The following is a 12,277-nucleotide window of genomic DNA, read 5'->3' on the forward strand; positions in this document are numbered from 1 at the left end:
CCCAGCACGCCCCTGTGCCCAAGCGGGGACCGAGGCCTCCACGTTGAACCCGGCTGGCTCCCGTCGTGAATACGGCCTGCGGGAGCCAGCCGTTCCAATGCCTGCCGACCCCGAGCGAAAGGAAAGTAGATGACCGACCTCACCACTGCTGCCTGGCGGAAGGCCACCCGCAGCAACAACAGCAACAACTGCGTCGAGGTCGCGCTGATGCCGGATGGCGGAGCAGCCGTCCGCGACAGCAAGGAACGGGGCCGCGGCCAGATCCTGCGCTTCACCGCCGGCGAGTGGGCGGCATTCACAGAAGGCATGAAGGCGGGAGAGTTCGACGCTCGTGCCTGACCTCTCAACCGCTGGCTTGTCGATCCGCACCGGCGATCACAGACCCGTGTGGGCCTCGCGGCGGAAACTGTTCGTGATGGATCTGCTACTTCGGGTTTGCGTTGGTGTGGATAGGAGATGGCTGTGCCCGAGCTGAGAGGTCGTCGTGGCGGCGACGACCCGAGCACGGGCAACACGCCAGGCGATCATGCTGGCGAATTGGGCGTTCTGAGAACGAGGCGTCTCGGCAATCCGATGGCGGCGCACGTGATCAGCAGGCAAGCCATAGAGATGCTCCGACGCCGGAACGCCGCGACGCCACACATCATGAGAAGCCGCGTCCGTTGGCTGCTCCCGAGAAGTCCGAGCAGCGTGTTGATGAGGTCTCCTGGCCGGCCAACGCTCGCGGGGTATCGGTTGAGCAACGTGGTGACTCAACCGACCGGAACTCCGGCGCTGTTGTGCCCCGCGCGCCGGAAATCAGGCAGGAGGATTCGCGGGCGTCCGCGGGCCCTCGGCTGAGGGAAGTGCAGGCATCCGAGGCCGACTCAATTGACGATGACGAGACCGCGGACCGTCGATCCCCACAGCCACTGACTGCTCGCGAAAAGCTCGAGCAACGTCTCGATGAGATGTACTGGCCGGGGTACTCCAAGTGGTCGTCAGCCCAGCGGAGCGATGACGAGTCGACCGAGCGACGAACGGTCGATCCTCCCTCCGCCCCGGCGACGACGCCAGTCGATGATCGACCCAAACCGAAGGACCCGTTCGCCTCCTACTCACCAGAGCTTCGGGCCCACATGCGTCACGACGATACCTTGGCCCGCCTCCGGTACATCAGCCCGCCCGCTGAAGAAGCCGAGTCCACCTCCCACGCAGATCCTTCCAGTCTGGTTGAGTCGCCTGGTGCTGACGAGCGAACGTCAGAGGCAGAATTCCGTGACGACGTAGCGCGCGTCGGGTTGACGGCGGACGACAGCACCGCGTCGACGTCACGTCTAGCCAACGAAACCGGCGATGAGCCCGCTGCCAGCTCGCCTCGGCCTGACCAACTCCCCGTCGACCTCGAGGCCGCCGCAGCGAATCAGAAGCTCGCCGTCGATAGCGTTCCGGCTGGTCGCAGCGACTTGCTCGAAACCGATGACGTCGCTGCTGGCATCGATTCCGAACCAGGATTTGCTGCCGGCATCGACGAGGTCGCCGAGCTGGAGCACGAGTTCGTCGGCGATGCCTCCCCGGAGGAGATGGACCAGTACCGCCGAATCCGGGAAGCTGACGACGTCGACGCGCTCGCGGATCACAGCGGGATGCCGCGTGAGGTCATTGAGGAGGCAAAACAACACCTCTTCCAGCGCGAACACGACGTGGCAGTAGGCCCGGACGACGTCAGGCACGGCTACTTCACCCCGGACGCGTTGTACGGCGATCTTTGGGAGCGAGTTGCGTCCGGTGCGGAGTTGACTGACAAGAACCGAGTGGAGTTCTGGTCGCTGTTGGCGCACGAGTACGTCGAGTCAAGACTTATGGCTGCCGGACTGCCGTATCGGTCGCCAGATCCTGAAGCTTGGGACCAATCGGGGACGCCACTGGCCACCTCTGATTACCCGTCGGCGCACAACACGGCACCATTGAGTACGCGCTCATCGAGGATGGATCTACTGATTCTCTGGGACTCGTCGTTGGACATACCGAGGGGCGACCTTCGGGTCGCGGAGGACCTGTCGAATCTTGACGAGGTGGTACGCGTGGCGAAGGAAGGGCTGGGATTGTGATGGATATCGGAGCGTGCGAGCGGCTCTTGGCGCGTCTCGCGGCGGCGAGCTGGGACAACCATGAGGCCGAGGAGCGGCACTCCAGATCGCGAGGACTGCTTGCGCAGGAGTACTTGCGTCGGATGGCGATCTGGGCCGAGGCGCTTGGTGTGCCGAGGCGATGGCCGTTCTTCGAGTTGGCGGTGGTGTCCGATCCATCGGTCGAGACTGACGCAGGCTGGCTCCGGCGCCTGGAGGCCAAGGTTGGGCGCGAGCTCGGGACTCTGACGGAACAGGTGCTCACCGACATGTTCCGGTGGGCTTCTTTGGGCGATCGCCCGAAGGAACGGTTTCCTGATTTCGACGATCCGTACGAGCCGATGGTGCAGGTGTTCGAGCGCGGCGGCGAGATCTACCCCGGCCACGGATCGATCGAGCTCCTCGCAGCCTCGATTCCGTATCTCAGCATCACCGAACGGCTCGCTCAGCCGCCCTTCCCGATCGACGCCGCAACCTTGGACGAGGTGGACGAGAAGGAACGGGTCAGGGTCGAGGAGTCACGCGCACGCCGAGCGGCCAAACGTGCGGAGCAAGAGCCGATATAGCAAGCCGGCCAGGCCGAGCAACCGTGACTCGTGATCGACATGTGCGTGTGGTCCGGCCGCGCAGTCACCCGTGCGGAGGTCGGCGGGTGGTATCGGCGAAAGAGGAGGGATCGGCGCTTTGACCGACTTGGTCGCGTGTGAGCGACTTCTGGCGCGGCTGGCGGCGGCCAACTGGGACGCTGACGAGGCTGAGGATCGCCACGCATCGTCGCGGGGGTGGTTGGCGGTTGAGTACCTGCGGCGGATGGCGGTCTGGGCCGATGCGCTGGGTGTTCCCGGGCAATGGCCATTCTTCGATCTGGCTGTGGTGTTCGATCCCTCGGTCGAGAACGATCCGGTGTGGATGGAGCGTCTGGAGGCTGACAGCGGACACAAGCTGTGGACGAGGTCCAGGCAAGTCGTTGCTGATGCGTTCCGCTGGGCTGCTCTGGGCGATCGTCCAAAGGAACGGTTCCCGGAGTTCGACGACCCGTACGAGCCGATGATCCAGCTGTTTGAACGCGGTGGTGATATCTGGCCGGGCCACGGCTCGATCGAGTTCTACCTAGGCTCCGTGCCGTATCGCAACATTGCTGACCGGCTGTCCCAACCCCCTCTTCCGATCGATCCGGCCACCTTGGACGCCCTGGACGAGGACTATCGGATCAAGGCCGAGGAGTCCCTTGCGCAAGCAGCCGCACTACGCGCTCAGCGAGCGGCCCAGTCAGCAGAGCCACCGACACCAGAGACGCAATGACGAGGGCAGTCTGGCTGACCCCTTCCAACGCCTCAACTGGATGTTCTACGACTGGGCGATGCCGGACAGGAGGCAGGCTCCAGTGTGGCTGCCGCGGTCGCCGGCTACCGCCACGATCCCAGACTGTTGGGCTTGAGCGCGGACATCTCGACTCTGCCGTCCGTCGAGCGCTCGCCGCTGTAGGAACCTCCCGTCCTAAGGAGCAACGCTGTTGTCGAACGAACAGGGCCGCATCTTCCGCGAGGCGTGGATTGCAGGCGTGACGAAGCACTACCCCGGCGAACCAAAGCCCGGGTACGTCACACCGTGGGAAGAGACACCCGACTGGGAGCGGGAGAGCGCGGCAGCGGTCTACGAGCAGGTGCGGGCGTTCGTCGAGGTCTCTGAAGGAAACACGAGCAAGCTCAGCCGGGAGCAGAAGGGCCGGTTCGTGGCGCTGTGCTGGATCGCGCAGATCTACCGTCACATCCCCGACCCCAAACCCAGCTCCGTAGCCGACTGGGACGACCTGCCAGCCTGGCAGCGAGAAACTGACGCGGATATCTTTGAACGGATCGAACGCGATAGCTGACCCCGTTGCATCTGTCTGGCCCCTGCTGCCCACGAAGACGGTAGGCCTGCAACAAGGGGGTGCTGGCAACGACCCTGACGCACGAACGTGGGCTCGACGTCCTGTACACCTGGTTTGGACGTGGCGGACAAGGCCATGTCGGTGCAATCCGAGACGTGGAGCCACAAGCGGAAGATCCGCGGCTCGAATCTCGCGTGGTCCCGGGACTCAAGGGGTCGCTCGCTGTTCGAGAGATGACTGAGACCTGCCTCCAGCACGACTGGCGCCATGCTGACTGCGCGTCGCGGGGCCACTGCCGCCGATGCGGCATGGTCTACATCGGTGATGGGAGAGGACTCGCATGAACGACTTCTTGACGGCCTACTACGACGATGACGCGGCACAGCAGCGCATCGGCAGCCAGGCCGCGCTCGACGGGCTGCTTGACCGAGTCGCAAGTCTGCCCCGGCCGACCTGGATCGAACTGGTCAGTGCGGACGAGCTCGCCACGATGAACATTGGGCTCGGGGCGCCTTCAGTTCCTTGACGTTCTACGACGACGTCGATGGCTCCGCAAAGTACCGCTCAGCTGGCACTCTTAACGAGCCGCAGGAGGCTACCTTCGACTATGGCGGCGTGCCGACGACCATGGGCAAAGGCAGCGCGATCACAGTGAAGGAGGCGCGGGCGGTAGATGTCGCGTGGCCTGGGAGTTGGCAGTCGACTGAGCGCTCACATGGCGAGATGCCTGGCTACGAGCTCCGCCTGGCTTATCACTAGTCGCGTCGCCGACTCCTGGGCATCGGGTGGGTACCCATGCTTCGCGAGCAGGCGACGAACCGTACGTCTCATGTCGGCTCTGACCGTCTCGCGCTCTGTCCAGTCCAGAGAAGACTTAGCCCGTATGCGCTCAGTCAACTCGCGCGCTATCAGCCTAAGTGTGTCGTCTTCGATCACCTGCCGTGCAGACTCGTTATCGGCTAGAGCGTCATAGAAAGCCAACTCTTCTTCATTTAGTCCCGACTCTTTGCCGCTCTCTATAGTTTCTCGAACAAAGCGCGCTAAGGCAATCAGTTCTTCGATAATCTGCGCCGTTGATATCGCTCGATTGGTATATTGAGTGAGTACCGATTCCAACGACTCTCGGAAACCTTTGGCTTGGACGAGATTAACTCGTTCGCGGATGCGGATCTGGTCATTCAATAGCTTACGCAACGTTTCCAGCGCGAGATTTCTTTGAGGCATCATCGCAAGTTGATGCAAGAAGTCTTCCGACAGGACGGCAACATTTTGAGCGTCGAGTCCAGCGGCCTCAAATAGATCGATAACTCCTTCAGCGGCTATTGCGTCAGAGATGACTTGCCGCACGGCAGCTCTTGCATCTGGCACGCCACGGTCGACCGTGTCAGACAGCCGCTTGCGGATCGCGGCCCTCACTGATTGAAAGTACACCAGATCATCTCGGATGGCCTCGGCCTCCGGATGTGGAACGCACAAGGCGAAGGCTTTCGACAAGCTTGCTACGAGCTTCAAGAAGCGCCGTTGGCCTTCGGGTTGCGCGAAAACATGATCTGCTCCTGAAGCAACTGCGGTCAACTGTTCTTCGGAGGTCGCGCTCACAAAATCGGCATGATCGACGCCGTCAAAGAAATCTCGCAGGGATTCGAAATCTCGAAGCATCAAAGGAACTGCATCTTCCTGTATTCGTGCTACAGGGGTTCCCTGTCCACCGGCCTGGGTGTAAGTCTGCACGGCATCGCGCAACTCATCCGCCACGCCGAGGAAGTCGACAACCACTCCACCTGGTTTGTCGCCGAACACACGATTGACGCGCGCAATGGCCTGCATGAGGTTGTGACCGGCCAAGGGTTTGTCGAGATACATCGTGTGCAGAGGCGGGCAATCGAAACCTGTGAGCCACATGTCGCAGACGAGGACGAGACGTAGATCGTCTTCTGGATCCTTGAAGCGGGACGCCAACCTCTCGCGCCGGGCCTTTGTGCGCGCGTGCGCTGCAACCCGTTCACCTTCACTCGACGATCCAGTCATGACGACCTTGACAAAGCCCTCTGAATCCTCGTCAGAATGCCAATCAGGGCGAAGTTCAACTAGCTCATCGTACAGGTCCATTGCAATTTGACGACTCATGGTTACAGCTAAGGCTTTGCCTTCAATTGCTGTACGACGCTCCTCGAAGTGTTCGACAATCTCCGCAGCCACTGTTTTGAGCCGCATCTGCGAGCCGACCAACAACTCCAAGGGCACTGTGACGTCGGCAGGTGGCGACTTCCCTTCTCTGTTCGCTTCCGCGATCGCCGTGAGTTGCCTATCCGCCGCGGCCATTCCAGCTTCATTGGGCGCCAGCCGAATTAGCCGCATCTCGTAGTAGATCGGCACCGTTGCGTGGTCGTCGACCGCACGCCGAATGTCATATACGTCGACATCCGAGCCAAATACCGCCCTCGTACTGCGATCGTCTCGCTCGAGCGGTGTGCCTGTGAAGCCAACGTAGGTCGCATTCGGCAGCGCCTCACGCATCCAGCGAGCGCCGCCCTGTAGAAAGCCATACTGGCTTCGGTGAGCCTCGTCCGCCAGAACAACGATGTTCGTTCGCTCGCTCGCCGGAGTCGGGCGACTTTCAAACTTCTGGATGGTTGTGAAGACAACACCGCCGGAAGCTCTGTTCAGCTTCGCGGCCAGATCATCCCGGTCAATTGCCTGTTCCGGCGTCTGCCGCAATAGCGCTCGACCACTCGCAAAAGTGCCAAACAACTGGTCGTCGAGATCGTTGCGATCTGTAACGACGACGATGGTTGGGTTTTCGAGTGCCGGATCCGTAACAAGCGTGCCAGCCAACATGAGCATCGTCAGACTCTTGCCGGACCCCTGCGTGTGCCATACGACGCCACCCCGACCATCACCCGCCGGCCGCAGGGCCTCAGTGACCGATCTCCTTGCTTTCCGCACAGCTCTGAATTGATGATAACCAGCCACCTTCTTAGTGATGGAGCCACTTTGCTGGTCTTCCTCAAAAACGACACAATGCCTGAGATAATCGAGCAGCGCGGGCGGGTCGAAAAGTTCTGTGATCAATACCTCGAGGGCCGAGCCGCTTTCAGTGTTGGCCTCTAGCAATGAACGCCAAGGCGCATAACGGTCTCGACCAGATGTCACCGACCCCAGGCGGGTCAGAAGACCGTCGCTTATGACCATCAGTTCGTTGTAGAGAAATAGCTGCGGGATAGTGGCCTTGTAATCCTCCAGCTGGGCAAACGCCGTCCAAAGGTCGGCTCGCTCGTCGGTCGGGTCCTTCAGCTCAACACATGCGATTGGAAGCCCATTCAAGAAAGCGACCAGGTCGACTCGGCGCGACTGGTTCCCCGCCTTTACTGTAAACTGCTGAACTGTTACGAAATCATTGCGGGCGGGTTCGTCGAAGTCGACCAGCCAAGCCTTGTCGCCACGAACGTCTCCGTTCGGTGTTCGATACTCGACGTCAACTCCGTCCGCCAGGAGACGGTGGAACCACCGGTTGTTGCGTATTAAAGTCGGCTCAGGCGGGCGTGTCACGACTCGCATGGCGTCGTGTATCGCTTCATCTGGAAGATGGCTGTTAATGGCGACGAGAGCCGCTTCGAGCCGAGTCTCGAGCACAGTCTGCTCATAGCTTCCACGCAGGGGATCGTCGCCGCCAGGCGAAATCTCAGGTCCTCGAAACGTAGAAAAGCCTGCGCTCTCAAACCACCCGAGTGCAGCCTGCTCGACGGCAGCTTCACTCATCGCCCTCTCCTTCGGCTACCGGCTGCTCACCGTGCTCCGCTTCCTGCCTGAACTGAATCAATGCAGCGCGATAGGCCTCAAAATCCGTAGCGTATAGGGCCTCACTCGCAGACAGCCAAACGTCAAGGATCTCAAACGGCCCGTACCCAGCATCGATGAACTCGTCAAAGTCACCGTGCGTTCTGTATTCGAACCTGCTCAGTGGTTCAGCCTCGGCAAGTGCTAGGTGGCTCTTGAAAAGTAGACCGACTACGGCGTCGGTTGCGCGGGCGAGGATCTCCGCGTAACCCGAGTTCAATAGCGGGGAATAGGCGTCGGCCCCGTGCGCGGCAGATCCGTGAACGTTCCGGATCTGTACAATGCCTTGCACGATCTGGTTTAGGCCTCGCACCAGCGACTCCGTGCCTGTGCGCAATCGCGCGTCGTCTTGGCCGTCCTCGTTGCTGCCGAGCTTGAGATACTTCATACACTCGGAGACCAACTTCTGGCCTTCCCATGCTCCGTCGACCGCGGCGCCGCGGTCGGTCAGTATCGTCTTGCAGGTTGTCTCAATGATTGTCCTGCAGAAGGAGACAACGACGCCTGGACGAGCTGGCATCGCCTCTTCTAAAGCCTCGACTTGCTCGCGGATGCGCAGAGACTGTGGATGGCTTTCCAGAAGCTCCCGGCACGCCACGAGGCGAAAGACCTGAGGTTCGATTTCTGCGGTCACTTCGTTGCCCCATTTATGAAGCTGGGAATTTGAAGTTGGCCTGTTACGAGCTTAGGAAGCAGGGCATCCCGAACTGCCGCTAGAGATAAGCACGCCAGCTCATTGGATGCGATGAGTTGGAACATAGGAGCAACCATGTTCTCGAATGTCTTAAGCACCTGTGGGTCTGGACGTAGCGCAAGGATCGGATTGAAGTTGCGCCTGCTGATCTCAGCGAAGGTACTTCCGCCGGCCCTCGACTTGATCCGGTTCAAGTTGGCTTCAGTCCACAGCAGGATATATGTCGTCGGCAAGACGCGGGCCCTCATCGCGATGATACCTTGATTCACCGACACCGGCGTTTCGGCGATGGCTAAGTAGCCGATGGGTGCCCGCGACGACAGAAGTACTGTGCCGACGGGCAAGACCCCAGAGCTGATCTTATCGACCCCTGCCTGAGTCAACTTGCGTTCGGTCTCAATCAGCACCGGCGCGATCAGCCTTGACATGTCCTTCGGCGTGCAGAAGGAGAACTCTCCCGCTTCCCAATACAAGGGATTCTTCGTGCTCGGGGTGCCGCCCCCCACCACATGGACCAAGTCGCCGATTGGTTCATGGTTCCAGCCCTCAGGAGCGAGCCCTAGGTCTGTATCGACGAGACGCGACGGGAAGGACGCGAATAGCTCCGAAGGCATGCCGGGGCAGCCGGAGGCGCCGGCGGCCTTGGCTTTCACGGGATCGAAGTCCACGAACCAAGACTTATACAGTGCTCGAGCCGTAGCCTGCAGCGTCACGTTCATCGCGCGCCTCGATGCAATGCCAGCATCAAGACTGCCCAGCAGCTCTCCGATGGCGCGCTGCTCAGACACATCGGTCGGGAACCGGACGCGGGCGGTGTGTAGATGATTCCGATTAACTCCTGGAACACTGCTCTTATCTGAATAGGCGTGAAAATCGATCGTCTTGAGGAAATAGGACACAAAACGGGGATCATTGCCCTTAAAATCCTGAACATAGAGCGTTGTGTTCAGTGGCCAATAGTCCTCGTCGATGTAGTGCACCTCCCCCAACGTTCCATATCGCCCAGTTACCACGCCCGGCCCCTTCACCTTCGGCGCCGAGTGACGGCCAGTCAACCCTGACGAGGAGATCACGGGATATGTGCCATCCTGCCGCTCTCGTGCGGGAAGGTCATAACCACGCTTAAGTGTTAGGACGTCTCCGAGCGTCGTTTCGATCCAGTTAGGAGCCATAACCGAGATCCCGCAGGTTGTGGCTGATTATCTTGGATAGCCGATCTGTCTCATGCATGCGCTCCTGAAGCTCGCCGGCAAGGCTCTTCATCTTCTCCTGGAACGTGTCTTCATCATCTGGTGCAGCGAGCGCATCCACGTATCGGCTGGGCGTCAAGACAAACCCGTGAGCTTCGATCTCCGCGATGTCGACTGACTTGCAGAAGCCAGGAATATCGGCGTATGCCGGTGCTCCGGACTCGCCTCTCCAAGAGCGGTATGCCCCGACGATCCGGCCGATATCTGACTCAGGGCTGGCTGGATACCCATTGACGCCAGAAAACACGCGCAGGGTTCGCGTCTGCATGTGCCCGAGATGACGAGCGTCAACGAAAAGCGTTTCGCTGCGACGATCTCGGCCTCCTCCCCGAACATTCTTACCCTTCTTGTCTCGATTGAGGAACCAGAGGCAAACGGGGATCCCTGTTGTGAGAAAGAGTTGCGGCGGCATCGCAACGATGCAGTCCACCAGATCAGCCTCAATGATTTTCTGCCGAATTTCCCCTTCTCCGCCGGTATGTGACGAGAGCGAGCCGTTCGCCATGACGAACCCCGCGACCCCACCCCCGTGCGGTCCGGCTGGAGCCAGGTGGTGGATGAAATGCTGAATCCAGGCGTAGTTGGCATTACCTAATGGAGGCACGCCGAATTTCCACCGGACATCTCTGCGCAGCAAGTGTCCGGACCAGTCGGAAACATTGAAGGGCGGATTGGCCAGTATGTAATCAGCCTTGAGGTCTGGATGCAGGTCGTGAGCGAAACTGTCGGCAGGCTGTTCTCCCAGATTCGCTTCAATCCCCCGGATCGCCAGGTTCATGTGCGCAAGCCGCCAGGTCGTTGGATTCGACTCTTGACCAAAGATAGAGATGTTATTCCTGCTGCCCCCGTGGGCCTCCGCGAAGCTTTCTGACTGAACAAACATTCCGCCTGAGCCACAGCAAGGATCATAGACGCGGCCGTCGTAGGGTTCGATCATCTCCACTAGAAGTCGCACAACGGACCGCGGGGTAAAGAATTCGCCGCCAAGTTTCCCTTCTGCGGCGGCAAACTTGCCAAGGAAGTATTCGTATACGCGACCGAGAACGTCCTTCGCGCGCGCCTCATCACTGCCGATCGCAATTGAAGCGATCTGGTCGATTAGTGCCCCAAGTCTTTCCGCGGGAATTCCCCGGCGTGCGAAATCGCGCGACAACTTGCCCTTCAGCTTCGGGTTGTCGCGCTCAATCGCGAACATCGCATCATCGATGAGTTTCCCGATCTGTGGCTGCTTGCCTTGACCTTGGAGCTTGGCCCACCGTGCTTCAGGTGGCACCCAAAAAACATTTTCGGCGGTATACTCGTCTCGGCTCTCGAGGAGAGTGATTGCTCCCTGTCCCTCGATTCCATCGGCTTTGAGTTCTTCCCGCAACGCTTCGCGTCGGGCCTCGAAGGCGTCAGAGATGTATTTGAGGAAGATTAATCCTAAGACGACGTGTTTATACTCCGCAGCATCGAGCGAGCCTCGCAGCTTGTCCGCTGCTTGCCAGAGCTCTTCCGGGTCAACACCGAGCTCACTCGCGCTGAGGATGGGAGCCTCCACGGAGTTTGCGGTTGTCACCTGCAGCCATCTCCTCTAACTTGCTTGCCTTCCCAGCCGGGCGGAGGCATAGGCTCATAATCGTTGGCCGCAGGCTATCGCGACCTGTGGTGTCATCCCACAGGACACGGCATCGCCGCGCGGCACCCCGAGTATGCGTCGACCGCACAGACCATCTCTACCCCCACAGCTCTGCGGTTGGCGGGCCGCCAGCTCTGGCTAGGGTGCTGTTTGTGGGCCATGGCGTGGTTCGGGTGGTGCTTCGGCCTCGACATCGGGTATGGGGCCGAGATGGTGCAGTTGATCACGGAGGTCGTGTTCGCCGATGAGGTGCAGGCAGTTGTACAGGACCTTGAGCCCAGTGAGCCTGCTTTCGTCGGTGCCTGTGAGCCAGGCGACCAGGTCGCCGGCCGCCCGGTCCTGCGGTTTGTCGAGCTTGTGATTTGTAGCCATGCTGGCATCTTGGATGATCTGTTCGACCACTGCGCCTTGAGTCACGGTGATCAACTCTGGATACCGGATGAGCGCCCAGAGCCGCGCCGATGCAGCGTTCTGCAGACAGCCTTCTTGCAAGGAAGTGAGCAGTCCGGCTTCGGCCTCGTGCAGAAGTCGCCGCTCGCGATCGGCAGCGACGCGTTGGTCCTGCAGCTCTCGGCTACGCGCATCGACAGACAGTTGGAGGAATGCCGTTACCTCGACGAGGCGGCCCGACGAGGTCTTGCAGTTGGTGGTTGCAATCGTTAGCTGCACCTCGTCATTCGCCGCATCGCTGCGGTCAACGGAGTACCTGCGGGTGATCTCGGCAGCCTTGTCGCGAAGTGTGGTGCGGATCAGCGGTTCGATGCTGGTTCGTGTTCCTTCGCCGTGTTCCCAGCTGGTTTCGATGGTTGCCGTGAACAACGCGCCTGGAAGGTCGGAGGGCAACGAGGTGACGAAGCGGTGTCTGATGCGACGTCTTCCTCCCCAGAACCTGAACCT

Annotated in this window: 11 protein-coding genes; 6 read left to right on the top strand and 5 right to left on the bottom strand. The window is 60.4% G+C overall.

Going from position 1 to position 12,277, the window contains the following annotated elements; translation table 11 throughout:
* Nucleotides 1–129 precede the first annotated feature (129 nt).
* The 6 genes from AB0L64_RS10370 (at nt 130) to AB0L64_RS10395 (ending at nt 4,507) form a co-directional block, all read left to right on the top strand.
* Nucleotides 130–339, top strand: a complete 210-nt coding sequence (locus AB0L64_RS10370; protein WP_363709869.1) for a DUF397 domain-containing protein — start codon at nt 130–132, stop codon at nt 337–339.
* A 323-nt stretch (nt 340–662) separates the two neighbouring features.
* Nucleotides 663–2,090 (top strand): hypothetical protein, encoded by a 1,428-nt coding sequence (locus AB0L64_RS10375; protein WP_363709871.1) that lies wholly within the window; start codon nt 663–665, stop codon nt 2,088–2,090.
* On the top strand, nt 2,090–2,674 hold the full coding sequence (locus AB0L64_RS10380) for a hypothetical protein (RefSeq protein ID WP_363709873.1): 585 nt from the start codon (nt 2,090–2,092) through the stop codon (nt 2,672–2,674). Before AB0L64_RS10375 ends, AB0L64_RS10380 begins: the two co-directional genes overlap by 1 nt.
* 118 nt (nt 2,675–2,792) lie before the next feature.
* The gene (locus tag AB0L64_RS10385; RefSeq protein ID WP_363709875.1) at nt 2,793–3,410 is read left to right on the top strand and encodes a hypothetical protein; all 618 of its coding nucleotides are present in this window, start codon (nt 2,793–2,795) and stop codon (nt 3,408–3,410) included.
* Nucleotides 3,411–3,621: 211 nt separating this feature from the next.
* Nucleotides 3,622–3,981, top strand: coding sequence for a hypothetical protein (locus AB0L64_RS10390; protein WP_363709877.1), 360 nt, complete (start codon nt 3,622–3,624; stop codon nt 3,979–3,981).
* Nucleotides 3,982–4,321: 340 nt separating this feature from the next.
* Nucleotides 4,322–4,507, top strand: coding sequence for a hypothetical protein (locus AB0L64_RS10395; protein ID WP_363709879.1), 186 nt, complete (start codon nt 4,322–4,324; stop codon nt 4,505–4,507).
* Nucleotides 4,508–4,692: 185 nt separating this feature from the next.
* Here the strand turns inward: AB0L64_RS10395 and AB0L64_RS10400 are convergent, their stop codons facing one another.
* The 5 genes from AB0L64_RS10400 to AB0L64_RS10420 form a co-directional block, all read right to left on the bottom strand.
* A complete protein-coding gene (locus AB0L64_RS10400; RefSeq protein WP_363709881.1) occupies nt 4,693–7,740 on the bottom strand; it encodes a type I restriction endonuclease subunit R in 3,048 nt (1,015 codons plus the stop codon).
* Entirely contained in the window at nt 7,733–8,452 is a 720-nt protein-coding gene (locus AB0L64_RS10405) for an abortive infection family protein (protein ID WP_363709883.1), read from the bottom strand. The genes AB0L64_RS10400 and AB0L64_RS10405 overlap by 8 nt, the downstream gene beginning before the upstream one ends.
* Nucleotides 8,449–9,684, bottom strand: a complete 1,236-nt coding sequence (locus tag AB0L64_RS10410; protein WP_363709885.1) for a restriction endonuclease subunit S — start codon at nt 9,682–9,684, stop codon at nt 8,449–8,451. Before AB0L64_RS10410 ends, AB0L64_RS10405 begins: the two co-directional genes overlap by 4 nt.
* A complete protein-coding gene (locus tag AB0L64_RS10415; protein WP_363709887.1) occupies nt 9,674–11,320 on the bottom strand; it encodes a class I SAM-dependent DNA methyltransferase in 1,647 nt (548 codons plus the stop codon). Before AB0L64_RS10415 ends, AB0L64_RS10410 begins: the two co-directional genes overlap by 11 nt.
* A gap of 198 nt (nt 11,321–11,518) precedes the next feature.
* Nucleotides 11,519–12,199: a hypothetical protein gene (locus AB0L64_RS10420; protein WP_363709889.1), complete on the bottom strand. Its 681-nt coding sequence runs from the start codon at nt 12,197–12,199 to the stop codon at nt 11,519–11,521.
* Nucleotides 12,200–12,277 lie beyond the last annotated feature (78 nt).

It is taken from the genome of Kribbella sp. NPDC051936 (assembly GCF_040680955.1).
Lineage (GTDB): Bacteria > Actinomycetota > Actinomycetes > Propionibacteriales > Kribbellaceae > Kribbella.

Coding starts and splice junctions, on each gene's coding strand:
- AB0L64_RS10370 (WP_363709869.1), top strand. CDS start 130: ATGACCGACCTCACCACTGCTGCCTGGCGGAAGGCCACCCGCAGCAAC.
- AB0L64_RS10380 (WP_363709873.1), top strand. CDS start 2,090: ATGGATATCGGAGCGTGCGAGCGGCTCTTGGCGCGTCTCGCGGCGGCG.
- AB0L64_RS10395 (WP_363709879.1), top strand. CDS start 4,322: ATGAACGACTTCTTGACGGCCTACTACGACGATGACGCGGCACAGCAG.
- AB0L64_RS10400 (WP_363709881.1), bottom strand. CDS start 7,740: ATGAGTGAAGCTGCCGTCGAGCAGGCTGCACTCGGGTGGTTTGAGAGC.
- AB0L64_RS10410 (WP_363709885.1), bottom strand. CDS start 9,684: ATGGCTCCTAACTGGATCGAAACGACGCTCGGAGACGTCCTAACACTT.